General features: G+C 39.5%; 25 protein-coding genes and 1 other RNA gene. 8 read left to right on the top strand and 18 right to left on the bottom strand.

Annotated elements, in window-relative coordinates; translation table 11 throughout:
* Nucleotides 1-43 precede the first annotated feature (43 nt).
* Nucleotides 44-805, bottom strand: coding sequence for a DNA polymerase III subunit epsilon (gene dnaQ / locus ACHB7C_RS12525; protein ID WP_042846885.1), 762 nt, complete (start codon nucleotides 803-805; stop codon nucleotides 44-46).
* Between the two features lie 54 nt (nucleotides 806-859).
* Here dnaQ and rnhA point away from each other — a divergent pair, with 54 nt between their 5' ends.
* Nucleotides 860-1,330: a ribonuclease HI gene (rnhA, locus tag ACHB7C_RS12520; RefSeq protein WP_042846886.1), complete on the top strand. Its 471-nt coding sequence runs from the start codon at nucleotides 860-862 to the stop codon at nucleotides 1,328-1,330.
* Here rnhA and ACHB7C_RS12515 read toward each other — a convergent pair.
* Nucleotides 1,327-2,061 (bottom strand): class I SAM-dependent methyltransferase, encoded by a 735-nt coding sequence (locus ACHB7C_RS12515; RefSeq protein WP_210856240.1) that lies wholly within the window; start codon nucleotides 2,059-2,061, stop codon nucleotides 1,327-1,329. The genes rnhA and ACHB7C_RS12515 overlap by 4 nt on opposite strands.
* Nucleotides 2,062-2,094: 33 nt before the next feature.
* Here ACHB7C_RS12515 and gloB point away from each other — a divergent pair, with 33 nt between their 5' ends.
* The 4 genes from gloB to ACHB7C_RS12495 all read left to right on the top strand — a co-directional run bounded on the left by gloB (nucleotide 2,095) and on the right by ACHB7C_RS12495 (nucleotide 5,475).
* A complete protein-coding gene (gene gloB / locus ACHB7C_RS12510) occupies nucleotides 2,095-2,847 on the top strand; it encodes a hydroxyacylglutathione hydrolase (protein ID WP_042846888.1) in 753 nt (250 codons plus the stop codon).
* 81 nt (nucleotides 2,848-2,928) lie between these two features.
* Nucleotides 2,929-4,299: a murein transglycosylase D gene (gene mltD / locus ACHB7C_RS12505; protein WP_048608373.1), complete on the top strand. Its 1,371-nt coding sequence runs from the start codon at nucleotides 2,929-2,931 to the stop codon at nucleotides 4,297-4,299.
* Between the two features lie 529 nt (nucleotides 4,300-4,828).
* Entirely contained in the window at nucleotides 4,829-5,197 is a 369-nt protein-coding gene (tomB, locus tag ACHB7C_RS12500; RefSeq protein WP_042846890.1) for an Hha toxicity modulator TomB, read from the top strand.
* A gap of 74 nt (nucleotides 5,198-5,271) precedes the next feature.
* Complete coding sequence (locus ACHB7C_RS12495) at nucleotides 5,272-5,475, top strand: HHA domain-containing protein (RefSeq protein ID WP_042846891.1); 204 nt, start codon at nucleotides 5,272-5,274, stop codon at nucleotides 5,473-5,475.
* 343 nt (nucleotides 5,476-5,818) lie between these two features.
* Here the strand turns inward: ACHB7C_RS12495 and ffs are convergent.
* Both ffs and ACHB7C_RS12485 read right to left on the bottom strand, forming a co-directional pair.
* Nucleotides 5,819-5,915: signal recognition particle sRNA small type (gene ffs / locus ACHB7C_RS12490), an RNA gene on the bottom strand.
* 143 nt (nucleotides 5,916-6,058) lie between these two features.
* Entirely contained in the window at nucleotides 6,059-6,517 is a 459-nt protein-coding gene (locus ACHB7C_RS12485; RefSeq protein WP_166685880.1) for a YbaY family lipoprotein, read from the bottom strand.
* A gap of 239 nt (nucleotides 6,518-6,756) precedes the next feature.
* Between ACHB7C_RS12485 and tesB the strand changes: the two genes are divergently transcribed.
* The gene (gene tesB, locus ACHB7C_RS12480; protein WP_042846893.1) at nucleotides 6,757-7,623 is read left to right on the top strand and encodes an acyl-CoA thioesterase II; all 867 of its coding nucleotides are present in this window, start codon (nucleotides 6,757-6,759) and stop codon (nucleotides 7,621-7,623) included.
* A gap of 140 nt (nucleotides 7,624-7,763) precedes the next feature.
* On the opposite strand, the gene amtB is transcribed toward tesB, so the two are convergent.
* The 5 genes from amtB to ACHB7C_RS12455 form a co-directional block, all read right to left on the bottom strand.
* Nucleotides 7,764-9,047 carry an ammonium transporter AmtB gene (gene amtB, locus ACHB7C_RS12475; RefSeq protein ID WP_042846894.1) on the bottom strand — a complete coding sequence of 428 codons (1,284 nt, stop codon included), beginning with the start codon at nucleotides 9,045-9,047 and terminating at the stop codon, nucleotides 7,764-7,766.
* A 10-nt stretch (nucleotides 9,048-9,057) separates the two neighbouring features.
* Nucleotides 9,058-9,396, bottom strand: coding sequence for a P-II family nitrogen regulator (locus tag ACHB7C_RS12470; protein ID WP_042846895.1), 339 nt, complete (start codon nucleotides 9,394-9,396; stop codon nucleotides 9,058-9,060).
* A 172-nt stretch (nucleotides 9,397-9,568) separates the two neighbouring features.
* Entirely contained in the window at nucleotides 9,569-11,353 is a 1,785-nt protein-coding gene (locus tag ACHB7C_RS12465) for a SmdB family multidrug efflux ABC transporter permease/ATP-binding protein (protein WP_042846896.1), read from the bottom strand.
* Nucleotides 11,350-13,095: a SmdA family multidrug ABC transporter permease/ATP-binding protein gene (locus ACHB7C_RS12460; RefSeq protein ID WP_071547717.1), complete on the bottom strand. Its 1,746-nt coding sequence runs from the start codon at nucleotides 13,093-13,095 to the stop codon at nucleotides 11,350-11,352. Before ACHB7C_RS12460 ends, ACHB7C_RS12465 begins: the two co-directional genes overlap by 4 nt.
* A gap of 75 nt (nucleotides 13,096-13,170) precedes the next feature.
* Nucleotides 13,171-13,632, bottom strand: a complete 462-nt coding sequence (locus ACHB7C_RS12455) for an Lrp/AsnC family transcriptional regulator (RefSeq protein WP_042846899.1) — start codon at nucleotides 13,630-13,632, stop codon at nucleotides 13,171-13,173.
* Between the two features lie 278 nt (nucleotides 13,633-13,910).
* Between ACHB7C_RS12455 and queC the strand changes: the two genes are divergently transcribed.
* Complete coding sequence (gene queC, locus ACHB7C_RS12450; RefSeq protein WP_198861145.1) at nucleotides 13,911-14,612, top strand: 7-cyano-7-deazaguanine synthase QueC; 702 nt, start codon at nucleotides 13,911-13,913, stop codon at nucleotides 14,610-14,612.
* Nucleotides 14,613-14,653: 41 nt separating this feature from the next.
* Here queC and ACHB7C_RS12445 read toward each other — a convergent pair whose 3' ends face one another.
* The 9 genes from ACHB7C_RS12445 to bolA all read right to left on the bottom strand — a co-directional run bounded on the left by ACHB7C_RS12445 (nucleotide 14,654) and on the right by bolA (nucleotide 25,690).
* Entirely contained in the window at nucleotides 14,654-15,082 is a 429-nt protein-coding gene (locus ACHB7C_RS12445) for a thioesterase family protein (RefSeq protein ID WP_129466855.1), read from the bottom strand.
* 195 nt (nucleotides 15,083-15,277) lie between these two features.
* On the bottom strand, nucleotides 15,278-15,649 hold the full coding sequence (locus ACHB7C_RS12440; RefSeq protein ID WP_071547714.1) for a ComEA family DNA-binding protein: 372 nt from the start codon (nucleotides 15,647-15,649) through the stop codon (nucleotides 15,278-15,280).
* 144 nt (nucleotides 15,650-15,793) lie between these two features.
* Nucleotides 15,794-17,665, bottom strand: a complete 1,872-nt coding sequence (ppiD, locus tag ACHB7C_RS12435; protein WP_349483829.1) for a peptidylprolyl isomerase — start codon at nucleotides 17,663-17,665, stop codon at nucleotides 15,794-15,796.
* Nucleotides 17,666-17,840: 175 nt separating this feature from the next.
* On the bottom strand, nucleotides 17,841-18,116 hold the full coding sequence (gene hupB / locus ACHB7C_RS12430; RefSeq protein WP_004914513.1) for a nucleoid-associated protein HU-beta: 276 nt from the start codon (nucleotides 18,114-18,116) through the stop codon (nucleotides 17,841-17,843).
* A 226-nt stretch (nucleotides 18,117-18,342) separates the two neighbouring features.
* Nucleotides 18,343-20,781 (bottom strand): endopeptidase La, encoded by a 2,439-nt coding sequence (gene lon, locus ACHB7C_RS12425; RefSeq protein WP_042846905.1) that lies wholly within the window; start codon nucleotides 20,779-20,781, stop codon nucleotides 18,343-18,345.
* A gap of 205 nt (nucleotides 20,782-20,986) precedes the next feature.
* Nucleotides 20,987-22,264, bottom strand: a complete 1,278-nt coding sequence (gene clpX, locus ACHB7C_RS12420) for an ATP-dependent protease ATP-binding subunit ClpX (protein WP_395347479.1) — start codon at nucleotides 22,262-22,264, stop codon at nucleotides 20,987-20,989.
* A gap of 116 nt (nucleotides 22,265-22,380) precedes the next feature.
* Entirely contained in the window at nucleotides 22,381-23,001 is a 621-nt protein-coding gene (gene clpP / locus ACHB7C_RS12415; RefSeq protein ID WP_042846907.1) for an ATP-dependent Clp endopeptidase proteolytic subunit ClpP, read from the bottom strand.
* A gap of 695 nt (nucleotides 23,002-23,696) precedes the next feature.
* Nucleotides 23,697-25,001, bottom strand: a complete 1,305-nt coding sequence (gene tig, locus ACHB7C_RS12410; protein ID WP_042846908.1) for a trigger factor — start codon at nucleotides 24,999-25,001, stop codon at nucleotides 23,697-23,699.
* Between the two features lie 350 nt (nucleotides 25,002-25,351).
* Nucleotides 25,352-25,690 (bottom strand): transcriptional regulator BolA, encoded by a 339-nt coding sequence (bolA, locus tag ACHB7C_RS12405; protein ID WP_071547712.1) that lies wholly within the window; start codon nucleotides 25,688-25,690, stop codon nucleotides 25,352-25,354.
* Nucleotides 25,691-25,955: 265 nt separating this feature from the next.
* On the opposite strand from bolA, the gene ACHB7C_RS12400 reads away from it, so the two are divergent.
* The gene (locus tag ACHB7C_RS12400) at nucleotides 25,956-26,537 is read left to right on the top strand and encodes a YajG family lipoprotein (protein WP_042846912.1); all 582 of its coding nucleotides are present in this window, start codon (nucleotides 25,956-25,958) and stop codon (nucleotides 26,535-26,537) included.
* Nucleotides 26,538-26,669 lie beyond the last annotated feature (132 nt).

Here is a 26,669-nt window from a genome sequence, read left to right as displayed (position 1 = left end):
ACTTAATTTGCATGCCATCATTTGTACCAATACATTCTATATATCAATGTAAATTTTCAGCCTCATCAGAAGACTGCCGCCAAAGACAAGGTTTTCCCCCTTTCTTATCGACAATGTCTAATCGCGCTTCGTGGGCAATGACCTCTTCATCGGAAGCATAGAGTACTTTCAAGCCTGTTGTCGGTCGTTCAATTCTTTGTATTTCATTGGCTTGCTCATTATCGGCGGACTCAGACTCCATCGAAAATGACAACGATGTTTGCCCACCCGTCATTGCTAAATAGACGTCAGATAAAATCTCCGCATCGAGCAATGCCCCGTGTAAAGTACGCTTAGTGTTATCAATTAGATAACGATCGCACAATGCATCTAAGTTGTTTCTCTTTCCGGGGAAAAGGCGACGAGCTAAAACCAAGCTGTCCGTGATCGTACAAAAGTCAGCCGTTGGTGGAATACCTTTATTGAGCTTACGAAATTCATGATCCATAAACCCGATATCGAAGGGGGCATTATGAATGACTAATTCAGCGCCACGAATAAATTCAATAAATTCATCCGCAATATCTGCAAAAACGGGCTTATCTTGCAAAAACTCATCGCTGATCCCATGCACTTCAAATGCTTCAGGGTCCACTAAGCGATCGGGTTTAATGTACACATGAAAATTACGCCCTGTGAGTCGGCGGTTAATCACTTCAACTGCACCAATCTCAATTATATTGTGCCCTTCATAATGAACACCGAGTTTATTCATACCGGTTGTTTCAGTATCAAGAACAATTTGTCTGGTTATCACCGTGCTCATAATGTTTTTTTGTGTCAAACTAGAAAGGAACGAATAATATAGAGTGTAACAGAAATGACAAAGCAGGTAGAAATTTTCACGGACGGTTCCTGTTTGGGTAACCCTGGCCCGGGGGGATATGGTGTTGTTCTACGTTATCAACAGCATGAAAAAACGTTGAGTGATGGGTATTTTTTAACCACAAATAACCGGATGGAACTACTTGCGGCTATTGTCGCCCTAGAATCACTGAAACGGCCTTGTGATATCATATTAACCACTGACAGCCAGTACGTCCGCCAAGGGATCACCCAATGGATCCACGGTTGGAAACGCAGACAATGGCGTAAAGCGGATAAGTCTCCTGTTGTCAATGTAGACTTATGGAAGCGCCTCGATGAAGCTATCCAACGTCACACTATCGACTGGCGTTGGGTTAAAGGGCACGCAGGTCACCCAGAAAACGAAAAATGCGATGAGCTTGCTCGCGCGGCGGCGTCATCTCCAACCAAAGAAGATACCGGCTACCAACCTGCACAAGATTAACGATTATGGTTAACTTTAGTGCGTTCACTCAGCTCTTTTGCCGCACCTAAAGCCGTGCCTATTTTAACTTTCGGCTGCTTAAATTTTAACGGCGTTGGCGTGAGCGGATAAGTCCGTTTTCGCGCCACAATAACACTTAGTACCCCTATACCACCGCCATGTTTATTAATCCGTCTGTGTGAATTCATCCAAGGGATAACATGACAATTACGATGATATAAAACTTCATAGTTTAATAAACTTAGCCAATCAAATACCCTTAAAGCAGGAAAAAACCGGCTACAATAAGGTTGCCGTTTACGTAGAACAGGTACTAACTTTGCTAACCCTGCTAAGCTAAAGGGGTTAAACCCTGAAATAACTAGCCACCCATCATCAATTAATACACGGTCGACCTCCCTTAGAAGCCAATGTGGGTCGCTATCATAGGCTAAACAATGAGCCATTAAGCATGCATCAATTGATTTCTCAGTAAAGGGCAACGCCCCCGGTTGAGCAATAAGATTAAACCGCCGGTCATTATTCCCAACATTGAACTGATGAGAAATTAGGCACTCTTGGGTCTGGATTTCAGTACTTAAATGGCCTAACTTAAGGAGATGAAAACCAAATATCTTTGGCCACCAAGGCCTTAATTGGTTTTCTATAGACTGCCGGTATTGCTCTCCAAAAGGAATATCACACCAACTAACGGGCATTTGGAGCTTTTTATCAATACGTGCAGGCTTCATGAAATTCCCCTATTAACAAGTATCGAGGTCGTTATGGAGTTAATTCGAGTCCCAGCTTTAAATGATAACTACATTTGGGTTTTAGCTGATAACCAGCAGTGTATCATTGTTGACCCTGCGGAGGCAGAGCCTGTGCTCGAAATAATTACCGCACAACATTTAACGCCAGTCGCTATCCTCTTAACTCACCACCATAATGACCATACCGGCGGTGTAAAAGGCATTTTAAACAAATTTACATCGCTACCTGTTTTTGGACCTAAAGAAACTGAAAATAAAGGTGCAACAGAATTAGTCGAAGAAGGTGATACTGTCATTATTAACCAATTTAAATTCCAAGTAATTGCTTTATCTGGGCATACCCTTGGGCATATTGGTTTTTACCAAGCGCCTTATTTGTTTTGCGGTGATACTTTATTTTCGGCTGGTTGTGGGCGTATTTTTGAAGGTACACCAGAACAAATGTGGCAATCTATTCAAAAAATTGCAGCGCTCCCAGACGAAACATTAATATGCTGCGCCCATGAATATACCTTGTCGAACCTTAAATTTGCTCACCATATCTGGCCTGAAAATGAAGCGATTACACAATATTTACAAAAAATAACGCAAATGCGTGACAAACATCAAGCAACAGTTCCTACCCTATTGAAAGATGAGAAGAAAATAAATATTTTCTTGCAATGCGACAATCAACAATTACAAAAAAAACTCGAAATTAATATGCAAAATCCCCCTTTGAGAGCAGTTTTTACCCTTTTACGTCAATTAAAAGATCAATTTTAAAGTTTAATGATTGTCATCATGGGGTGGGATAAGTATTATTGTTCGACTTTTAAACATTGCAACGAAGAACAATAGAATAAAATGAAGAAAATCGCGACACTTATCGCCATTGTTCTGCTGGCAGGATGCCAAACCGCCCCAAAAAATGTTAAGCAGAACAAACCTTCAGCCAATCACACAATTGAAACTGTTGCCTCTCACAACCAAGCAGCAAGTAGACAACTTCCAAAGGTAGATTATGACCTTTGGGGTTACATCAGTGATGAGCTAAAAATGGATATACCTGATAACCCACAAATCAGGGAAATGGCTAACAGTTACCTAAACAAACAACGTTTTGTCTACGATGTGGCATTAAGAGCAGAGCCCTATATGTACCTCATCGTAGACGAAATTAACGAACGTAACTTGCCGATGGAATTAGCATTAATTCCGATTATTGAAAGTTCTTTCAACCCTAAAGCAACTTCACCAGCAAAAGCCGCAGGCCTGTGGCAAATCGTTCCAATTACAGCGCGTTCTTATGGGCTAAAACAAACTCAATGGGTTGATGAACGTAGAGATGTTGTTTCATCAACTAAAGCTGCATTTGATTTACTTGAAAACCTAAATATCATGTTTGGCCATGATTGGGAGCTCACGTTAGCTGCGTATAATTGTGGTGAAGGTTGTGTGCTAAATGCTATTAAAAAGAATGAGGCTGCTGGGTTGCCGACTGATTTCTGGTCCCTTTCTTTGCCAAAAGAAACTAAACAATACGTACCCAAAATTCTAGCTCTCAGCCAAGTGCTGAAAACCCCAGAAAAGTACCAAGTTAACCTGCCAACCAGTAATAAAAATAGGGCGTTAACTCAAATTGATGTAGGCCAGCAAATTACACTATCCCAAGCCGCTGAGCTAGCAGGGCTTACTGTAGAATCAGTGAAAACCTATAATTCAGGCTATACTCGAGGCATCACATCGCCAACAGGCCCACATTATATTATGTTACCAACAGCAAAAGCGGAGCAATTTAAAACATCGTTATCTGATCAAGACGTTTTAGAAACCATCCGCCTTGCCGCAATACAAAATCAACAAATTAAAACGGCACAACCGACGGCAATTTCAACAGCTCGCCAAAACCGAGCAAAAATTACGACTTATAAAGTACGTAAAGGGGAATCAGTCGCCAGTATTGCTAAAAAGTTTAATACCACAGCCAAAAATATTCAGAAGCTAAATGGGTTAAAAACGGCGAGTGTGATAATGCCAGGGCAAACATTAAAAGTTTCTAGTCCAATATCGGCAGCGAACAATCGTAAAACGAAAACCTATAAAGTCAGAAAAGGCGATTCCTATTATAGTATTGCAAAACGCCATGGTATCAAGCTCAATGATTTAATGACTTGGAACTCAGGCGTAAAAATGGCTGATTTAAAACCAGGGGTAACCTTAAACCTTTACCTCTAAGTTACCTCCATGAAAAACCTCCCCAATTTTGGTCGAGGTTTTTTCTTATTTAATTATCTTATTTCATTGGTAAAATTAAACTATTTAAATACTCTGAATGGAGTAATACTTTTTATAACATCTTTTGTGTAAACATTTCATATTAGCCGTACTAAAATAACCAAATGGTTAAACGTAATTTAAACATTTTATAAAATTGAGTTTAAGTCGAGCATTTATAGCTCTATTTTAGTCACTTACTAATAAAAATGAAAAAAGTAGTTGATTGGTGGTGACTTATGTAATAATAATGCTATTATTATATCGCGGCTAAACTAGTCCAAGCTGCCAGTCCGTGTTCGAATGTCACTTATGTATAATATTAATAATCTTCGAAAACTTAACGAACTAGCAATAACTTTATATTTTTCAATATATTACTGCTTTATATATGTATATTGAACATAGGTGCTTTTAATTAGTTAACGTGACATTATTATTGATATAACAATACACATAGCAAAAGTCAGATTCGCCCGCGGAGGTGATTATGGATGAATACTCACCCAAAAGACATGATATAGCAGAACTAAAATACTTATGTAACAGTCTCAATAGAGACGCTATCTTAAGTTTGCAAAAAACCAATACACATTGGATTAACGATCTAAGCTCTGCACAAAGTGCAGCTCTAAATGAACTCATTGAACATATCGCAGCTTTTGTCTGGCGATTTAAGATCAAATATCCAAAAGAAAATCTCGTTATATCATTAATTGAAGAGTACCTCGATGAGACTTATGACTTATTTGGTAGCCCAGTCATCACATTAAGTGAAATTATAGATTGGGAAACTATGAATCAAAATCTAGTTTCAGTGCTGGATGATGACCTAAAATGTCTGACCAGCAAAACATAAAATCATTATTTATCTTTAATCAAACAATAACATCGTATGTTACTAAGTTATATTCCATATAAAGAAAGGGCGTTATGACCAAATCTGATTATCTGATGCGTTTGAGAAAATGCACAACAATTGAAACACTTGAGCGTGTCATTGAAAAAAACAAGTATGAACTATCTGATGATGAACTAGAGTTATTCTACTCAGCGGCAGATCATCGTCTTGCTGAACTCACTATGAATAAGCTCTACGATAAAATTCCACCTTCTGTATGGAAGTTTGTTAGATAATACTGTATTAACACGCGCAGATAGTGAATGGTTATAGCCGGTAAATCCACTTATCGGCTGAACTTAATACAATTTTATTTTTAGCACTAATATAGTGCTAGTAGGTTTTTTATTTCTAATTTCCCTGCCTTCTGTTTTTTATCACCATTATAATTAACAATTAATGCGATATTTTTAACTTTATTCTATTTTAATATTAGATATTATTTTAAAGAATAAAAATAAACTTCATATTTATAAATACAATTAAATACAGAACACAAAACTAGCCAATTAATTTGATATAAAAATAAGGGGATTTTTTCTAGTTTAGATGAAAGCAGTGGGATAAATTGGGTGGGAGCCCTGCCAGCGACATCCCGGCACACACGACCCCTGCTATGGCTGCTTCCTTCCGGACCTGACCAAGTTAACAAGTTAGCGTTGCGGGAGAACCAACAGAGCCCCCATTGATTGCTTCTTTCAAAGCAGGGGCATTATGCTTGATAGTCACTAAAATAGCAAGAAAGCCACAGCCAAGTGCTGGTTTATTACACAAGAACCAACATAAGAGATAGAATACTGAAAATTAGCTGCCATCAAATTAGTTCGCTGGTACCATCAGCAACTCTACATCTTTAGTTATACCATTATTGATAACTTCAGCATCAGAATCAGCAATGTATAATAGCTTCCCGTCAGCTTTAATCGTCGCATTGACGGTCAGGGTACCCTCTTGTCTAACTTCATTTTTGAGATAAGTTAGCTCAAATGGAATTGTCGGTCGATTATTCAATGAATTGTAATATTTCTGCGATAATATCAATGCAGGCAGATCTACAACAGATGTATCTGCAAGAGTTACCGTGACAATCGCACTTTCTGGTAAAACAGAATCTTGCAAAATCACCACTCGCCCTTCAATTTTCCCTGAATCAACCATTTGGTTATTGTGGCTACTTTTAGCATTAAGTGTTTTTGCGCTTGGCTTTGTGCTATTCCCTTCACAGCCAATCAACGTCAAAACGACCAATAAGCTAACTATATGGCGAAAGAAACTCATAGATATTACCTGTAAGCCTATGTTTTATTTAAAACATTTATGGTAGAGAAATAAACACATCATTTTTAGATATGGGAATAGGGTGAAGTATAACCAATATAAATAAAATAATAAATTAATATTTCAAAATGTAACATTAAGTGAATTAAAATTTTCTACGCACAATCATCCTACCTATTTAAAGTAAATAATGGGAAAATACCAATATCTAATTATGTCCAAGTGAACCGAAGATAACTATGAGCCCAGAATTAAAGAACTTAATTAGCCTAATTGAGCTTGAAAAGATTGAAGAAGGTATTTTTCGAGGACAAAGTGAAGACCTTGGTTTACCACAAGTTTTTGGCGGACAAGTTGTCGGACAAGCTATGTATGCTGCGAAGCAAACCATACCAGAAGATAGAGCTATTAACTCTTTCCATAGCTATTTTCTACGCCCTGGTGATAGCTCGCGCCCTATTATCTACGATGTTGAGATACTGCGTGATGGTGGAAGCTTCAGCGCCCGACGTGTCAGTGCTATCCAAAATGGAAAACCAATCTTCTTTATGACTGCCTCATTCCAGTCTGAGGAAACAGGCTATAATCATCAAAACCTAATGCCAGACGTCCCACCACCAGAAAAATTAATTTCTCAAGACGATATTATACAGCGCTTAGCGGATCAACTCCCCGAATCAGTTAAGAAATACGCCCTTCGCCCAACGCCTTTTGAGTTCCGTCCAGTGGAATTTTATAGCCCATTTGATGCACCACCTCAGGAGCCATTTCGCTATATTTGGTTTAAAGCCAAAGGGCAACTGCCCGACTTACCCTCACTACATAGCTATTTACTTGGCTATGCTTCTGACTATAACTTTTTACCTGCCGCTTTACAGCCACACGGTCGAGGATTTATGGAACGCGACTTACAAGTAGCGACTATCGACCACTCAATGTGGTTTCATCGCCCATTTAAGATTGATGATTGGTTGTTATATGCCGTAGAAAGCCCTTCGGCATCAGGTGGGAGAGGTTTTGTAAAAGGCCAAATCTATAGTCCCCAAGGGGAGCTAGTCGCAACAGCGGTTCAAGAAGGTGTGATACGTCACAGGCAACCTCGTTAATCCGCAGTAAAAAAGTAAGTGAATACTTACAGACTAAAAAAGAAAAGGTAATGGCAGCAAACAATAAACTGCCATTATCAATTCGAATAGAACACAGTATTTATCCTGTTTTCAGCATTATCATATCGTGCCGTACTTGTTTAATTGTAAGCACTTTCACCATGAGAAGTTATATCTAAACCTTCCCTTTCTTTCTCTACTGTAATTCTTAGACCGAATGTTTTAGCTGCTATCTTAAAAGCAATAAAGGCAACAATCGCAGTCCAAACCACACAGACTAAAATGCTAACAGCTTGAATACCAACTTGTTTCATCATAGTAATTCCTTCTGCATAACCACTTCCGCCTAATGTGCTGGCAGTAAATACCCCTGTCAACAAGCACCCTAAGATACCGCAGACCCCATGAACACCAAAAACATCACAAACATCATCTACTTTTAACCAACGTTTAAGAATGACCACGCCCCATAAGCCGGCGATCCCAGAAAGCAAACCGATGATTAGCGCCCCACCAACCCCGACAGTTCCTGCGGCAGGAGTCACACCAACCAACCCCGCTAAGCAACCAGAGCAAGCACCTAACAATGAGGGCTTATCCCTAAAAATCCACTCGGCAAATGTCCAAGACAGGATTGCTCCAGCCGCTGCCGCAATCGTATTGATAAATGCCAGAGCAGCAATACCATCTGCACTTCCCGCCGACCCTGCATTGAAGCCAAACCACCCAACAAATAAAATAGATGTCCCCATAAATACCATCGGTAAGTTATGAGGTTTAATTGCTTCCTTTCCTAATCCTGTTCGATGCCCAAGTAAGTAAGCACCAACTAAACCTGCAACAGCGGCATTAATGTGTACAACAGTGCCCCCTGCAAAATCAAGCGCACCATCTTGAGAAAGAATACCGCCTCCCCAGACCATGTGAGCCATAGGTAAGTAAGCAAATGTAGTCCAAATAACGGTAAAAATGAGAATGGCAGAAAATTTAATGCGTTCTCCTAATGCGCCAACAACTAATGCAACAGTTAAACATGCAAATGCACCTTGAAACGCCACATGCACAAACTGGGGAATTGAACCGGATAAACTTTCTACTGAAATGTTTTTAAGTAACACTTGGTTAAAACCACCAAAAAAAGCATTTCCTTCACTAAAAGCCAAACTATAACCATAAACAATCCAAATAACAGATACCAATGCAAAGATCACCGTTGTTTGCGCCATTAAAGAAAGCACATTTTTACTTCTTAATAACCCGCCATAAAACAGTGCAATACCCGGTACAATCATAAAAATAACCAATGCAGTAGCTATCATCATAAAAGCATTATCGGCTTTATCGACTTCTTTTGGCGAAGCAAACACGCTCATTGGAAAACCCATTAATACCCATATATATACGACTAGGAACCATTTACGCATCGTCATTCTCCTACAGTGCTTCATCTTGTTTTTCACCCGTACGGATCCGTACAGCTTGCTCTAGAGGCAAAACAAATATTTTTCCGTCCCCTACCTGTCCGGTACAAGCAACACCCTCAATGGTCTCAATGACCTGCTCTAACTGTTCATCTAACACCGCTATTTCCATTCGTACTTTGGGCAAAAAATCAACAGTATATTCAGCTCCTCTATATAACTCTGCGTGCCCTTTTTGCCGCCCAAACCCCCTAACTTCAGTAATGGTAAGCCCTTGAATACCAACATCAGACAGCGCTTCTCGAACCTCATCTAATTTAAATGGCTTAATAATTGCGATGATGTATTTCATATTTACTCCTATAAGTCATACCAATAACCCACTCAATTTAGCGAGCAGTACTGACGTCAGAGCAAAACTTATGCCAAAATGTTTTTTTGCTTAAAAATCAAAAAGAAAAGACAAAATAAAAAACCACTCGGCTGAGTGGTTTTAAGGTGTGCATTATAATGGTGCAGAATAATTAACTGGTTACAACTTCTTTTTCAGCATCACTGAGGGCATTCAACGACTCCCCAACTTGTTGTAACTGGTACATTTGATAATAACGCCCTTTTTGTTGTAAAAGTTGTAGATGTTGACCTTGCTCAACAATTGCACCACGATGTAACACAACAACTTGGTCGGCATCAACTATCGTTGATAAACGATGGGCAATCACCACCAGTGTTGTATGTTGACGGATCACTCGAAGCGCTTTTTGTATCGCTTGCTCTGTCCCTGAATCTATATTTGCAGTTGCTTCATCTAGGATTAAAATTTTCGGGGTCACCACCAGCACCCTAGCCATCGCTAATAACTGCCTTTGACCTACAGATAAGGTATTTCCTTGTTCACCTAATACTGTGTCTAACCCCTCAGGTAAAGTGCGAACTAACTCTGCAAGTTGAACAATTTCAAGAACATCCCAGACTTTCTCTTGATTAATATCACGCCCAAGCGCCACATTGTCAAAAAATGAAGCTGCAAGTACGACAGGGTCTTGCTGTACCATCGCAATACCATTTCTTAATACATGGTGAGACAATGAATTTAAATCTCGCCCATCTAATAGGATCTCACCTTTTTGCCATGGGTAATAACCCATAATTAAATTAGCAATAGTACTTTTACCACTTCCTGTGTGACCAACTAAAGCTATAAAATTATTATCAGGTACGTGTAAGTTGATATCTTGCAACACTATTTTGTCATTACGATAGGCAAAAGATAGGTGGTTAATGGTAATTGAGCCACCTTGCAATGGGACAAGGCTTTCGCCATAACCCTGTTGTGGGCTATCCATTAATTCAAAAACTCGCTCACCTGATACAACCGCTTGCTGTAACATGGATTGTTGAGAGGTTAATTCAATTAATGGTTCGTTTAATCGCCCCAAATAATTAATAAATGCATATAAAACACCAACACCAATCGTCGTTGTTCCTTCAAACCCAAACAGTAGTAACAACCCACACAATACTGATGCAGAAAATAAACTCAGTAATGGTCTTAGTAACAAACCATCTAATTTTAAAGCTTTCATCCGTGCAAAATAGTGGTCTTGGTTGACCTCTTGCATTTTTGCCCCGAACCTTGCTTGCTGTAGAAACTGCTGAATAACGGTCATTCCATTAATCACTTCATTAAAACCGTTGTTAATATCAGCAAGGTAAGACCTAACACGACGTACTATCGGTGTGCTCAACCTCTGATAAACAATCATCACCACAAATACAGCAGGGAAAATCATCACAGCAATAGATGCCATTCTCCATTCTAATGAAAACATCGCAACTAACATGGCACAAATCAGTGCTAAACTGCGAAAAACCGTTGGCACGACCATGACAAACAGGTCTTTAATCACCTCGGTATCATTAGTCACTCGTGAAATTAGCTGGCCAACAGGCTGTTTATCAAATGCACTTAGTGGCTGTCGCAAGGCAGCATTCATCACATCAGTTCGTAATGTTTGCACAACCCCCACTGATGCTTTGTTAAATAAAATAATCTGATAATAATGTAATAACGCAGCAATAACTTGAAGCAATATAAAGCCAATAGCCATATATAACGTCAATGGCATAATGATTTGCTTTTTCGCGACCATATTATCAATAAAATAACTGATCAATAGCGGCCCACTGACCTCTGCAATCGCGGCTAACCATAGCATAGCAATGGCAATTCCCATTGTACCCCGGTATGCTTTGCCATAAGATAATAAGCGCTTCAATGCTGGCCAAAGTGGTTTTTTCTGGCTCATAAATCACCATCCAAAGCAGCTTCAATTTGTTGATAATGATACATATCTTTATACCAACCAGTCTGGCTAATTAACGCCTCATGCCTACCTTGAATAACCATAGCTCCTTGGGATAACACTATAATATTGTCTGCTTCAACCAATGCAGATAAGCGATGAGCACTAATAATTAAGGTTCGCCCTTGTCGCCAGCGGCTTAAATTTTGCAAAATAGTAAACTCTGTTTGCCCATCTACTGCTGAAAGCGCATCATCCAATATAAGTATTTCTGCATTTTGTAAGATAGCCCGTGCTATTGAGATCCGTTGCTTTTGCCCTCCAGAAAGCATCACTCCACGCTCACCGACTTGGGTTAAGTACCCCTCAGGCAGACGTAAAATATCATCATGTACACAAGCAATCCGAGCCGCCTGCTCTATTTCTTCTTGGCTAGCTTCTGGTCTTCCTAGAGCAATATTCCCTGCGACAGTTTCTGAAAATAAAAATGGAGATTGGTTTACTACCGATAGCCTTGCGCGCCATTCATCTAGTAATACTTCAGACAAGGGCTGCCCTTGATAACAAATAGCCCCTTCAGTGATATCAAACTGACGTTGTAATAATGCCAGCAATGTTGATTTCCCCGCCCCCGTTGGCCCACAGATACCTAAAAACTGCCCTGGTTGCAGGTTAAATTGAATATCATGTAATGCGACTCGCGTTGTTTCTGGGTAACTAAACCTTATTATGTTCACATCCAACGGCCCTTTTTCAGGCTGTAATGAATGGGAACCATCTTGAATAACGAGAGGCTCATTTAATAAACTTAAGATACGGCTGTAAGCCGCACTTCCTCGTTCGACAATGTTAAACATCCAAGCAAGGGCTAACATTGGCCAAATCATCAACCCTAAATACATCACGAAACTAGTTAACTCACCTAAAGTCAAAGTGCCATTTAGCACCATCCAACTTCCGCCACCAATAGCGAGCAAATTTGCCATGCCTATCGCTAAAAAAATTGTTGGATCAAAACGAGCATCGACTTTCGCAACATGCATATTACGACGCCCCGCTTCCGTTGCCACTTGTTCAAATTGATTCGACTGATGATCTTCAAGGCCAAACGCTTTGATCATACGAATACTGGTTAAGCTCTCTTGTGCGTGATTGTTCAAAGATGAAAACGCACCTTGAGCGTGCTTGAAACGATGATGGAGCTGATCGCCGTAACGCTTAATAACCATTGCCATGATCGGCATCGGAATAAGCGCAAGCAATGTGAGCTGCCAACTAATTTCAACGCTCATCATGATTAATACTGCACACCCCATAACCAATGAGTCTACTAGCGTTAAAACCCCCTCTCCAGCAGCAAATACCACACGATCCACATCATTTGTTGTACGAGCGATTAGATCCCCAGTTCGATATTTAAGATAAAACTGTTGATTTTGTAAGCTTAATTGTCGATAAAATTTTTGGCGCAATTGAACTGCCAGCTTATAAGATGCCCCAAATAGCCATAGTCGCCAAACGTACCTCAGGCCATAAACAACCAATGCAATAAGCAGCATTAATAAGATATATGTCACCAACTGTTTTTTAGGCATAGTATCTTTACTTATGCCATCAACCACGACACCCACGATGCGCGGCGGAACCAGTTGTAGAATTGCAATAATAATTAAAAAGCAAACTGCGCCAAAATAGCGCTTCCATTCGCTCAAAAAATACCAACTTAGTTGTGAAAATAATCGCACGTATTACTGCCTTGGATAATGTTAATTTATTTATACATAACTGAAACGCTCGTGTCGTTTACCAACAAAATTGCGCTAATCGGGGATTGGCAGCACCGTGGTATATTTAATTTTTTCCATCGCAAAGCTGGACGTTACATCAATTAAGCCATGTACCCCATTAACCAGTTTTTTGTAAAACAAATCGTAGGATTTCATATCGTGAACTTCTACCTGCATAAGATAGTCATATTCACCAGCCATGCGATAAAACATTAGCACTTCAGGAAGTTGACTCACGAAAGACACAAACTGTTCATACCATTCACTATTATGGTGCTGTGTTTTAATTGTTACGATGACAGTTAAACCTAACCCAAGTTTCTCACCATCTAATAACGTTACTCTACCCCGAATATAGCCATCATCTTCGAGTCGTTTTAGTCTTTTCCAGCATGGTGTAGAGGTTAAATTGACAGCTTCTGCCAGGGTATTTAAAGATAGACTACTGTCATTTTGTAATAAAAAAAGCAGTTTTTTGTCTATTTTATCTAACATAATTGCCCTCATGGCTTAGGTGGAAATGCTCTTTTATCTTTCTATTATTTGAATTACCAATATTAAGCAAAATCTCATCATTTAAAAACAATAAAAATGTTACCAATTGACATTATTATAGAAGAATTTTACCCAGATAACCAAATAAGAGTACAAATAGCACGCTAATCAATGGAAATTTATAAAAATAGAACTGTTAATTAAATTACAGTGTCGCTAACATGAAAGCAGAGAATTAATACTCTTTTTAAGCAACGTGATATCACCAAGGAGTCCCTATGAAACGTGCAGTGGTGGTCTTTAGCGGAGGGCAAGACTCAACAACCTGCCTCATTCAGGCCTTACAAAACTATGACGAAGTGCATTGTGTTACCTTTGATTACGGGCAGCGTCATCGCTTTGAAATCGAAGTTGCACGAAAGTTAAGTGTATCACTTGGTGCCAATGCTCATAAGGTTTTAGATGTGACCTTACTCAATGAGTTAGCGATCAGTAGTTTAACTCGGGATAATATCCCTGTGCCTGATTTTACAGAAAGCGAATCGAGCAGTCTGCCAAGTACTTTTGTACCCGGTCGTAATATTTTATTTCTCACATTAGCGGCAATATATGCTTACCAAGTACAAGCTGAAGCCGTCATTACTGGTGTTTGTGAAACTGACTTTTCCGGTTACCCTGATTGCCGAGATGAGTTTGTCAAAGCCCTTAACCACGCGGTTGACCTTGGGCTCGCTAAAAATATACGTTTTGAAACCCCATTAATGTGGCTGAATAAAGCCCAAACATGGGCTCTTGCCGACAGTTATGGCCACCTTGAGACCATTAGGAAGCAAACACTCACTTGCTATAATGGGATTCAAGGTGACGGATGTGGTGAATGTGCTGCATGCCACCTACGAAGCAAAGGCTTACATGAATATTTAGATGACAAAGAAGCTGTCATGCTCTCTCTAAAACAGCAGCAACAAAAAACAAACTAAACCGAACAGAGATACGCCTGCCTAACCACTTTTTAGGTAGGCTAGTTCTGAATGAAATCATCAGTCCCTGATTTGAACGATGCTAGTTTTTCACGTAACTCATCATCTATAACAATGGCTTTATTAGTTATATTATCGATAAAAACAAACGTAACATAAGCGTCAGATACCACTTCTGCTCCCCCCGCGTTATTACGGATAATTTGCTGATAGCACACCGCACTCTTAGAGCCTATTTTATCCATACGCGTTACAACAGTAAGCTCATCACCTAACAGCACTCCTTGGATATAATTTACGTTAATATTCACCGCAGCCATAGTTAGATTATTTTTTATCGCCCAATTAATGAAATTACGCTTATTCATCCATTCCCAACGGTCTGCTTCGTAAAATTCCAAATAACGTGCATTATTAACATGTTGGAAAACATCAATATGGTAACCATGGATCTTGACATGTGTTGTCATTCTAACTACTCCGACCAGTTTAATTTTAGATAACATAAAAATAACAAATGTACGGAAAATATGCTGAATGAATACCAGAAATAAGATCTAGCTCCCAAATTATTTACAATAAATTAATATTACAGCTCAATTACCCACCATTAAAATGGTATCCCCATACAATTGAATGAACCACAATGTATGGGGAATATTCAACTACAGTACAATTTTATCTTTATTTTTCTCTAAAAATGCAGGCCCTATCCCCTGAACTTCTAGAATATTTTCAATTGAATTAAAAGCCCCATACTTTTGCCTATATTCAACAATTGCTTTCGCTTTTTGTTTGCCGATGCCACTCAGCTTTTGTGCTAGCTCATCTACACTTGCTGAATTAATATTGACTTTGTCTGATTGCTCTGAAGATATGAGTTGTGAGTTCTCATTTGACGCTTTTTTTTGCACAAGTGCTGTTGTGGGTTTTTCCGCTTCAATCTTTTTCGCTAAAGAAAAAGAAGTAAAAGCCCCTAATAGAGAAAGAAGAAGTACGGTATTAGCCCCATGTTTCATCACTGTATTCCATAACATAATGATTCTCCTGTGTGTGTTGAGGAGTAACAATGACAAAGAAAAACAATGAAAGCTTTCAGAGGGTTATTTAAATGTGAAAGGCCACCCAAAGGTGACCTTTCATTTATAATGTTGCAAATTAAATTGCGAAGCTTCTCGCAATTATTCCATATTCAACACTTCAATTTTTGCATTTTCACGTAAGTTAAGCATCAGAGCTTCGTTAACCGCGGAGCTCATCGCCCCTTGGTATTCACGTGACAGCTGTTTTAACTCATCTTCCGTTGGTTGGCCTAAAGTGACTTTATCTAACTGAATAATCACATAATTATCAGCTTCATCACGTGCAATGGCATAGTTTGGTTTACCTTCAGCCGGTTCTGCCATTTCCATTGATGCATTGATAATCGCAGTCTGTGGCATCAAACGTGAAACTGTTTGAACATCCGTAAATTTAATGCCTGCTGCATTCAGAGCTTCTTCGCCTTTACCTGCTTTCAGCTCAGCCAGTAGTTTCTCACTCGTTGCTTTAAGTTCTGCTTCTGCTTTTTGACGTTTAACTAAAGCTTCTATTTCAGGCTTAACAGTGTCAAAAGGTTCAATGTTTTCAGGCTTATACTCTGTAACACGTACAACAAATGCACGGTCACCTTCTACGTTAATAACGTCTGAGTTAATACCTTTAGAACCATTTTTATCAACTAAGCGATCACTAAATACCTCGTTAATCACTTTCGGGAAGTTAAGTGCCGCCGGAGGATTATTGCGGTCAAACCAATCCGTTGTGATTGATTTCAAACCTGAAACAGATTCAACTGAAACTAATGATTCCATATCATTTGTTGCTGCTTCACTAACCTTTTGTTGTAAGTCATAGAACTGTTTGATGTTTTTATCTTGCAGTAAACTGTTTTTGATACTTTCTTTAACTTGTTCAAAAGGCTTAGTTAATTCTGGCTTAATATCATCTAAGCGGAAAATAATATAGTTATTTTGTGACTTGATTGGGGCAGAAAGTTGGCCTTTCTCAGTTAATTTTGCATCAGCAATCTCACTTGGTGTTGATGATGCTTCCATCCAACCAATAAGACCTTTTTGTTTAGCGCTGAATATATCCGTCGACTTTTCAGCTACAATGGCAGCAAAATCAGCCCCTGCTTTTAGTTCATTTAGGATATCATTTGCTTCTTTTTCTGAAGCTACTTGGATCATACTATATTGTTTTTGCTCAGCCTGAGTATAGTTTTTCAGGTTTTGCTCATAATATGCTTTCACATCTTCATCAGATACTGTTGCTGCTGGCATAGATGCCGCATCCATTTCAACATAGCTTACTTTCACTTTTTCAGGTGAAATAAAGCTATCTTGGTTAGCATCGTAATAAGCTTTTAATTCATCGTCTGAAACGGTTTGTTTACCTTGAACATCAGCTAAAGGTAACGTTGCCGTACGAATTTCACGTTCTTGCATATACAGTTGTGCATATGCTTTAACCTCAGATGGCAAAGCAAAATCTGTACCGGTAAAGGTTTTACCTAACTGTGCGCGTGTAAGGTCTTGGCGAATTTGTGCTGCAAAGCTATCTGCATTGATATTGTAACGCTGTAAAATCTCACGGTACTTTTCGCTATCAAATCGACCATCTGTTTGGAAAATTTGCATTGAGAATATAGATTGCTCAATTTGCTGATCGCTTGCTGACAGGTTTAGTTCATTAGCATATTGATTAATCAATTCATTGTTAATCAAGTTATCAAGTGCTTGGCGGCGCAGCAAATTCATGCTTTCTTCGTTACTAGCCACTTCTGAGAATTTATCTCCCAGATATTCTTGCAATGACTGACGTTCCTGCTGAAAGGCCTGCTGCAACTGTTCCCTGCTAATTGGCTGACCGTTAACTTCGGCTGCAGTATTTGCACTATTGCCTCCGATGCCGCCCATCATAACGCCACCTAACACAAATGAAAGGATTATCAGCGCTAGTATTATTTTGAGCAAAGGACTATTTGCCTTTGTGCGTAAATTTTCCATCATAAAAAGGCTTAACTCCGCTTTGTTGAATTCAATTTCCTGATAATACGCTAATCTTAACTCAGAAAGAAAAAAAAGCGCACCATTTACATGGTGCGCTTATATATTAGCTGATTAAAGACATTCCGTCAGTTTGAGTTTTCGCAAAAATGCAAGAAAGACAAACTTAAATACCTAATTAGCTATTAACAGCGTCTTTAAGACCCTTGCCTGGACGGAAAGCTGGAACTTTCGCCGCAGCGATTTTAATTTCTTTACCCGTTTGAGGGTTACGGCCTGTACGTGCTGCACGCTCACGAACAGAAAAAGTACCAAAGCCAACTAGAGCAACATCGTCCCCTTTACTAAGAGAGCCCGTTACAGTAGCGACGAACGCGTCAACAACACGACCTGCTGCAGCTTTAGAAATATTCGCATCAGAAGCGATTTGATCAATCAGTTGAGCTTTATTCACTCTTATCATCCCCATATTAGTTGGACTATAAATCTCTTAATTAACTCTAACGGTTATTAGTATAGTTAATTAATGATGCAGTCGTTATATCAATCCTGATTACCAATGGCAAGAGAACAGATTACATACAAACAATTATCAGAATCATCGCTAAAGTAGCTATGAAAAAAAAGGCTGACAAGCCCTAAATTAGCTATCAGCCTTAATTTTATACAAACTTCTTGATTCAGCTCACTCTTTTAGCTTTATTTTTTACAACTTCAGCCCCAAATGGAGGGTTAACTAAAGCCAAAGAAAGCACTTCTTCAATAGTTTTTACTGGATGAATTTCCAGATCAGCGATCACATTTTGAGGAATTTCTTCTAAATCACGTTCGTTTTCTTTAGGGATTAATACGGTTTTAATCCCTCCACGGTGTGCCGCCAATAGTTTCTCTTTTAAGCCACCGATTGGGAAAACTAACCCTCTTAATGTAATTTCCCCTGTCATAGCCACGTCTGCTCTAACAGGATTACCCGTTAAGCAAGATACCAATGCCGTTGACATGGCAATCCCCGCACTTGGACCATCTTTCGGTGTCGCGCCTTCAGGAACATGGACATGAATATCGCGTTTTTCATAAAAATCGCTATTAATACCCAATTTTTCTGCACGAGCTCTAACTACGGTTAATGCCGTTTGGATAGATTCTTGCATCACTTCACCTAAAGAACCGGTATAAGTTAACTTACCTTTACCTGGAACACAGGCGGTCTCAATGGTAAGTAAGTCACCACCAACCTCAGTCCAAGCAAGACCAGTAACTTGCCCTACACGGTTTTCAGTATCCGCTTGGCCATAATCAAAGCGACGAACGCCCAGATAGTCTTTCAGGTTGTCTGCATTAATTTCAATATGCTTAAGCTTTTTATCCATTAATAAAGCTTTAACTGCCTTACGGCACAGTTTTGAAATTTCACGCTCTAAACCACGTACACCAGCTTCGCGAGTATAGTAACGAATGATGCTCATTAGGGCGCTATCATCAATAGTAAGCTCACCCTTTTTCAAAGCATTACGTTCTATTTGCTTAGACAATAGATGTTTTTTCGCTATGTTCAGTTTTTCATCTTCTGTATAACCAGAAAGACGAATAACTTCCATACGGTCTAATAATGGCGCCGGAATATTCATCGAGTTAGACGTCGCAACAAACATAACATCGGACAGATCGTAATCGACTTCTAAATAGTGATCATTAAATGCAATATTTTGTTCTGGATCAAGGACCTCTAACAATGCAGAAGCGGGGTCGCCACGCATGTCAGATGACATCTTGTCAATTTCATCCAATAGGAATAGCGGGTTTTTCACCCCAACTTTAGCCATTTTTTGGATAAGTTTGCCCGGCATAGAACCAATATAAGTACGGCGGTGACCACGAATTTCTGCTTCATCACGTACCCCACCTAAAGCCATGCGAGTGTACTGACGGCCTGTTGCCTTCGCAATGGATTGCCCCAATGACGTTTTACCAACGCCCGGAGGCCCAACTAAGCAAAGAATTGGCCCTTTAATTTTGCTAACACGGCTCTGTACTGCCAGATATTCTAAAATCCGATCTTTCACGCGCTCTAAGCCGTAGTGATCGGTATCTAGCACTTCTTGCGCTTTAACTAAATCTTTTTTAACTTTGCTACGCTTATTCCATGGTACTTGTACCATCCAATCAATATAGCTACGAACAACTGTAGCTTCTGCAGACATCGGAGACATCATTTTCAGCTTCTGCAACTCAGCTTCGGCTTTTTCTTGTGCCTCTTTTGGCATTTTCGCTTCTTCAATCTTACGTTTTAGCGATTCATACTCGTCTGGCGCATCGTCCATTTCACCAAGCTCTTTCTGAATAGCTTTCATTTGCTCATTCAGATAGTACTCACGCTGGCTTTTTTCCATCTGTTTTTTAACGCGATTGCGGATACGTTTTTCTACTTGCAGCAATTCAGTTTCTGATTCCATCATTGCCATCAAGAATTCAACGCGTTCAGCAATATTTGCCATTTCCAAAACACGCTGCTTATCAGCTAATTTCAATGGCATGTGAGACGCAATGGTATCCGCTAGTTTATCTAGCTGATCTTGCTCTATTGCATGCAATGCCGTTAGTACTTCAGGTGGTATTTTCTTATTTAGTTTTATGTAGCTTTCAAACTGACTAACAATAGTACGATATAAAACTTCGTTTTCTTTTTCATCAAGTACACTTGATGACTGAGAGCCCGCGGTTGTTTCGTCATAAACTACGTTTTCAGCTTGTGTATCTTGTTCTGGGGCTAAATATTCCGCTTGTGCTAAGAAATATTCGCCATTATCAGTCAAGCTCGTAATACGTGCGCGTTTTAGCCCTTCAACGAGGACTTTAACGGTGCCATCAGGTAGTTTCAGCATCTGAATAACGGATGCAACAGTACCTACAGCAAATAAATCATTCACCCCTGGCTCATCAGTCGAGGCTTCTTTTTGCGCAACCAGCATCACTTGCTTGTCATGATCCATCGCTGCTTCCAGACTGTGAATGGATTTTTCACGTCCAACAAACAGTGGGATCACCATATGTGGGTATACCACTACATCACGCAGAGGCAATACTGGTATTTCAATGCGTTCGGAACGCTCAGGATTCATAAAGCTCTCTCTTCGTTTAGCTCACGCTAGTTTAAGGGTTTCTGTTTCTTATTCTAAAATTACTTTCTAAAACAAGGAAACCACACCTCAGAATATAAACTATATGGGGACAAGATTTTAGCATTCAATAGCTAGTTGAACATAAAAAACAAAATGAGGGAAACCCCTCATTTTGTTTGATTAATTATTGAACGTTTATTAAGGATTAGTTATCGCCAGAAGCTTGAGCCTCAGGTTTACTGTAAATCAACAAAGGTTCAGACTGTTCGTTAATTACATTTTCATCGACAACAACTTTCTCAACATCACTCATTGAAGGAAGGTCATACATAGTATTCAGCAATGCCGCTTCAACAATAGAACGTAAACCACGTGCACCCGTTTTACGTGCCATTGCTTTTTTCGCAATTGCCTTTAATGCTTCTTCACGAAACTCGAGTTCAGTCCCTTCAAGGCTAAATAACGCTTGGTATTGCTTGGTTAAGGCATTTTTTGGTTCTTGCAGAATCTGAATTAATGCTTCTTCGCTTAGTTCTGTCAGCGTTGCAACAACTGGCAGACGGCCAATAAATTCAGGAATTAAGCCAAACTTAATTAAGTCTTCTGGCTCTGCTTGAGTTAGCAATTCACCTTCCGTTGCTTTCTCTGATTCACCTTTAACTTCCGCAGCAAAGCCAATACCAGAACGCGTGTTTAAACGTTGCCCAATGACTTTGTCTAAACCGGCAAATGCACCACCACAGATAAACAGGATTTTTGATGTATCAACTTGCAAAAATTCTTGTTGAGGGTGCTTACGACCACCTTGTGGTGGTACCGCCGCAACCGTCCCTTCAATAAGTTTCAGTAACGCTTGCTGCACACCTTCACCGGAAACATCACGAGTAATTGATGGGTTATCTGATTTACGTGAAATTTTATCAATTTCATCTATATATACAATTCCACGCTGTGCTTTTTCAACATCATAGTCACATTTTTGCAAAAGCTTTTGAATGATGTTTTCAACGTCTTCACCAACATAACCAGCTTCAGTTAATGTTGTTGCATCAGCCATTGTAAACGGTACATCCAAGTAACGAGCTAATGTCTCAGCTAAGAGAGTTTTACCGCTACCTGTTGGCCCTATAAGCAAAATGTTACTTTTACCTAGTTCAACACCATCACTGGTTTTATCATCATTACGTAGGCGCTTGTAGTGATTATATACCGCAACAGCTAAGACTTTTTTTGCCTTTTCTTGGCCAATAACATAGTCATCAAGATGTTGCCTAATTTCATGTGGAGTCGGCAATTCACTACGCTCGCGATGCGGTGCAAGTTCCTTGATCTCTTCACGGATGATGTCGAGACATAAATCTACACATTCATCACAAATATAGACTGACGGACCGGCAATCAGCTTACGAACTTCATGCTGACTTTTTCCGCAGAAAGAACAGTAAAGCAGTTTGCCTGTCCCCTCTTTGCGTTTCTCTGTCATCAGTTGACCTCACTTTTATCTATACCACTTTGTTTTTCTTAATTAAAGCTAAAAACAAAGCCGCAATTTCTTAAAATAGTTTATGGTATAAACTAATTATACCAAAAGTTGACCCATTAACGGCTACTATAAATTTGGTCGACTAAACCATATTCTTTTGCTTCATTAGCCGATAAGAAACGGTCACGCTCCGTGTCACGGTTAATTTCTTCAATAGATTTCCCAGTATGTTGAGCCATTAGCTCATTCATACGTGCTTTCACTTTGAGGATTTCTTGAGCATGAATTTCAATATCTGTCGCTTGGCCTTGGTAGCCACCCAATGGTTGGTGGATCATGACTCGTGAGTTAGGTAAACAAAAACGTTTACCTTTCGTACCTGCTGTCAATAAGAAAGCCCCCATGGAACATGCTTGCCCCATACAAATAGTACTCACATCAGGCTTGATAAATTGCATTGTGTCATAAATTGACATTCCTGCTGTAATCACACCACCAGGTGAATTAATATACAGATGAATATCTTTTTCAGGGTTTTCTGCTTCAAGAAATAACATTTGAGCGACGATTAAGTTCGCCATATGGTCTTCCACTTGACCTGTCAGGAAGATAATCCGTTCTTTTAATAGACGTGAGTAAATATCATATGAGCGCTCACCACGGGAGGTTTGCTCTACGACCATTGGCACAAGTGCCATTTGGGATGCTAATTGTTCCTGACTGCCAAAATGTGACATCGAAATCTCCTATTAAAAACGTTCTGGTGCTTGCGCCTAATTTGCTTTCTGTCCGCTATATAGAGCAGAGATCGTGCCACAAACAACTGTCTTTAAAACATCTGCCTTAAAAAAAGACCGTGCCTGCAACCTGTTGCGATCTTCTTATTTTTAGTTTAGCTAAAATTTAACCGCGTCACAGATAAAAATTAAGAAGAAAATGCAGCTAAATATGCTGCAGTAAACAAGACGCTGTTGAAAATAGTTTAACACAAGTTAATTAGGTTACACGGATTATCCCATTAGAAAACCTTACCTGATTTTCAAAATTTGCGAAATAACTCGTTAGGCTGATATCAGCACTTTCTTCAATGTTAAGCTATTTAAAATAATTCAAATCTCAATTAAAGCTTTTCGCAAATCAAAAACTATACTCTAAATCATTCACGTGGTAGCTAGACCACAAGCCAATCAGCCTCTTAGAGTGCACATTTGTATGTAACTAGTATGTATAAACATAATCAACCACATTACAGCTTGAAGTATAGTGAGCACATTCATGCTACTTGAAGTATAGATAATATAATTAGGGTTTAAATGTGATTTTCAAGGCTAACCTAGCTAAATTCACAAAAGTGTTAATTTAACGGCTTTAATTGACAAAAAACCCGCAGTAACACACTACGGGTTTTTTATTTTCTACAGCAAGAAAAAAATTAACCAGCTTGAACTTGGTTCATCAGCTCAGTAAAGTTAGTTTCTTTTTCTGTCACTTTAGCAACCGCCAGTACAGTTTCAACGGCTTGTTCTTCTAAAGCTAAGTTACGAACGCTGTTCATTAACTCTTCGTTTTTGCTATAGTATTCGATAACTTCAGCTGGATCTTCGTATGCAGATGCCATCTCTTCGATTAGCGCTTTAACGCGATCTTCGTCAGCTTTCAGCTCATTTTTGTTGATCACTTCGCCTAACAGCAGGCCGATAACAACGCGACGTTTAGCTTGTTCTTCGAACAGTTCACGTGGTAATTCCATCGCTTGTTTTTCATCACCACCAAAACGCTGTGCAGCTTGGCGACGCAGAACATCGATTTCACCATCAACAACCGCTGCTGGAACTTCGATGTCATTAGCTTTGATCAGACCTTCTAATACTTGAGCCTTCACACGGTTACGAACTGCATTTTTCAGTTCACGTTCCATGTTTTTACGAACTTCTGCACGCAGACCATCTAAAGAACCATCAGCGATACCGAAACGCTTAATGAATTCTTCAGTGAATTCAGGTAATTCGCGCTGTTCTACTTTCTTCAGAACGATAGCAAATTTTGCTGCTTTACCTTTCAGGTTTTCAGCATGGTAATCTTCAGGGAAGTTAACTTCAATCTCAAACTCTTCGCCAGCTTTGTGGCCAACAACGCCTTCTTCAAAGCCTGGGATCATGCGACCTTCACCCATAACTAATGCGAAGTCTTCTGCTTTACCACCTTCAAACTCTTCACCATCGATAGAACCAGTGAAGTTGATAGTGATACGAGAATCAGCTTCTGCTGCTGCTTCAACTTCTTTCCACTCCGCTTGTTGCTTACGCAGAGTTTCTAACATGCTTTCCAGATCTTCATCTTTTACAGATACAGCCGGTTTTTCAACTTCAATCGTTTCTAAACCTGTTAATTCGATTTCTGGGTAAACTTCGAATTCAACTGAATAGACAAAATCTTTACCGTCTTCGAGTTGCTCTGGTTTGTAACTAGGCGCACCCGCTGGGTTGATTTTTTGCTCAATAATAGCGTTAATGAAGTTGCGTTGCATAACATCGCCCAGAACGTCTTGCATAACTGACGCACCGTAACGTTGTTTAACAATGTTCATTGGTACTTTCCCTTTACGGAAACCATCAATACGCACTTTTTTAGCAACGCTGACTAGCTCGCTATTTACTGCTTTTTCAATATCAGTGGCAGGAACGGTGATTGTTACACGACGCCCAAGGCCTTGAGTCGTTTCAACAGAAACTTGCATCTTCTTACCTCAAAATAAATCTTAGTGATCGGTCTACTCCAGAGTTATGCCATTAAATCATATTGGCTGTCTCCCTTCCAGAACCGGGGGCGTTACTTTCATAACGGTCATCCCTGATATCAGAAGCGTCCCGAAACCTTACTGAAAATTAGACGCAGCATTATACCGATGCATGCGCCCTGAGTCGAGAAAAGCTGAGAAAAGAAGCGATTTTTCCTCTTTATTTGTGACTTTTCTGACTAAATTTTTTATTTCCCTTCAAAATTTGAAGAAAAAATACTCATCAAACCCATCATAGGAATGATAAATTATCAAAAGAATAGTTTCAGTCTATTAACTGAAACTAAAAATTACCGGTTTACTCCACCAACACCACGACAGGCTGGCGATTTTAATGCCGTATTGGCAAGCTCATCCCATTCTTTTTGTGTATAAGTGTGCAAAGCAAGAGCATGGATGCCCCCCGCTAATTCATCGGCTAAAATAGCATAAATTTCACGATGACGAGCAAGCATTCGTTTATTCTCAAATTTATCGCTGACTAAAACTACCTTAAAATGGCTTTCTGAACCGGGTAATACATTGTGTTGATGACTTTCGTTGATCACATCTAAATGTGAAGGTTCAAAAGCAGTTTGTAATTTTTGGCTCACTCGATCTTGCATACTTTGCGATGCATTAGCGACCATAAAATACTCCTTAAATTGTGATTCTCTCTAGTATTGGTAAGTTCAGTAAACTATATTGCACATCTTAATTAATGTTGTCTTCTTATTATAGAAATACCCGATTATGATTTGGCAATGTTATGATAGCGATACGTTAGTGCGAATTTTTTTAAAAAATGTTGTCTAACCGTTCAGGGAAAATAAACCACAACATTCTATATTGTATAACGGCTACCCGCACCATAACGAAACATTTTCAATTAGGAAAGATGAACTGGGAAAAATTATGTTAAAAAAACTGTGTTTTCCACTTGTTGCGTTGTTCCTGCTCGCTGGATGTGCAACTAGCAGCAACACGCTATCACTTGAACCGAAAATTGCTTTACCTGCTAAAAACCCGACATTAAATGCAACATCGATTAGTGTCAGTAGTGTTGATAACCGCACTAATAAGTCCTTAGCAGAAGTGAATCGTAATGGTAGCTTAGTCGTGCTTAACCCATCGCGTGACCCGCGTTACCTCATGCAAGAAGCAGTAGAAAAACAAATGGCAGCGCGCGGCTTCATGGTGACATCGCCTGCAAATGTGAATTTAGTGGTTCAATTGAATAAATTAGAGACTAAAGTTGCTGAAGGCAGTTTACGCCACAATATTACCGTCAACTCTAGCGTTAGTATTATAGCTACAGCCCCGAATGGTTCGACCAAAACGCGTTCATTCACACGCAACTTTAATACGCAAGAATTGTTGGCTGCGAGTAATGCCAAAATAGAAACTGCTATCAATAGTGCATTGGCTGATTTAATTGCAGATATGGCTACAGACCAAGAAATCACCGATTTTATCAGACAGAATTCACGCTATTAATCGGGCAATCTACACTATAACGTATTAAGCTATCCAAGTTTTAATCACCATGACTTGGGTAGCCTAGCGCGGCGACTAGCTCCGCAGTGCAATGTCTCCCCAGTCAATGTATTGCAGCAATATAACATTAGG

This window comes from Providencia sp. 2024EL-00732 (assembly GCF_044006275.1).
In the GTDB taxonomy this organism is placed as follows: domain Bacteria; phylum Pseudomonadota; class Gammaproteobacteria; order Enterobacterales; family Enterobacteriaceae; genus Providencia; species Providencia huashanensis.
The sequence above is the reverse complement of the archived record's forward strand: the minus strand, read 5'-3'. Positions and strand labels throughout refer to the sequence as shown.

Bases quoted from the DNA above. Each gene is read 5' to 3' on its own strand.
- dnaQ (WP_042846885.1), bottom strand. From the start codon at position 805: ATGAGCACGGTGATAACCAGACAAATTGTTCTTGATACTGAAACAACC.
- rnhA (WP_042846886.1), top strand. From the start codon at position 860: ATGACAAAGCAGGTAGAAATTTTCACGGACGGTTCCTGTTTGGGTAAC.
- ACHB7C_RS12515 (WP_210856240.1), bottom strand. From the start codon at position 2,061: ATGAAGCCTGCACGTATTGATAAAAAGCTCCAAATGCCCGTTAGTTGG.
- gloB (WP_042846888.1), top strand. From the start codon at position 2,095: ATGGAGTTAATTCGAGTCCCAGCTTTAAATGATAACTACATTTGGGTT.
- mltD (WP_048608373.1), top strand. From the start codon at position 2,929: ATGAAGAAAATCGCGACACTTATCGCCATTGTTCTGCTGGCAGGATGC.
- tomB (WP_042846890.1), top strand. From the start codon at position 4,829: ATGGATGAATACTCACCCAAAAGACATGATATAGCAGAACTAAAATAC.
- ACHB7C_RS12495 (WP_042846891.1), top strand. From the start codon at position 5,272: ATGACCAAATCTGATTATCTGATGCGTTTGAGAAAATGCACAACAATT.
- ACHB7C_RS12485 (WP_166685880.1), bottom strand. From the start codon at position 6,517: ATGAGTTTCTTTCGCCATATAGTTAGCTTATTGGTCGTTTTGACGTTG.
- tesB (WP_042846893.1), top strand. From the start codon at position 6,757: ATGAGCCCAGAATTAAAGAACTTAATTAGCCTAATTGAGCTTGAAAAG.
- amtB (WP_042846894.1), bottom strand. From the start codon at position 9,047: ATGCGTAAATGGTTCCTAGTCGTATATATATGGGTATTAATGGGTTTT.
- ACHB7C_RS12470 (WP_042846895.1), bottom strand. From the start codon at position 9,396: ATGAAATACATCATCGCAATTATTAAGCCATTTAAATTAGATGAGGTT.
- ACHB7C_RS12465 (WP_042846896.1), bottom strand. From the start codon at position 11,353: ATGAGCCAGAAAAAACCACTTTGGCCAGCATTGAAGCGCTTATTATCT.
- ACHB7C_RS12455 (WP_042846899.1), bottom strand. From the start codon at position 13,632: ATGTTAGATAAAATAGACAAAAAACTGCTTTTTTTATTACAAAATGAC.
- queC (WP_198861145.1), top strand. From the start codon at position 13,911: ATGAAACGTGCAGTGGTGGTCTTTAGCGGAGGGCAAGACTCAACAACC.
- ACHB7C_RS12445 (WP_129466855.1), bottom strand. From the start codon at position 15,082: ATGACAACACATGTCAAGATCCATGGTTACCATATTGATGTTTTCCAA.
- ACHB7C_RS12440 (WP_071547714.1), bottom strand. From the start codon at position 15,649: ATGTTATGGAATACAGTGATGAAACATGGGGCTAATACCGTACTTCTT.
- ppiD (WP_349483829.1), bottom strand. From the start codon at position 17,665: ATGATGGAAAATTTACGCACAAAGGCAAATAGTCCTTTGCTCAAAATA.
- lon (WP_042846905.1), bottom strand. From the start codon at position 20,781: ATGAATCCTGAGCGTTCCGAACGCATTGAAATACCAGTATTGCCTCTG.
- clpX (WP_395347479.1), bottom strand. From the start codon at position 22,264: ATGACAGAGAAACGCAAAGAGGGGACAGGCAAACTGCTTTACTGTTCT.
- clpP (WP_042846907.1), bottom strand. From the start codon at position 23,001: ATGTCACATTTTGGCAGTCAGGAACAATTAGCATCCCAAATGGCACTT.
- tig (WP_042846908.1), bottom strand. From the start codon at position 25,001: ATGCAAGTTTCTGTTGAAACGACTCAAGGCCTTGGGCGTCGTGTAACA.
- bolA (WP_071547712.1), bottom strand. From the start codon at position 25,690: ATGGTCGCTAATGCATCGCAAAGTATGCAAGATCGAGTGAGCCAAAAA.
- ACHB7C_RS12400 (WP_042846912.1), top strand. From the start codon at position 25,956: ATGTTAAAAAAACTGTGTTTTCCACTTGTTGCGTTGTTCCTGCTCGCT.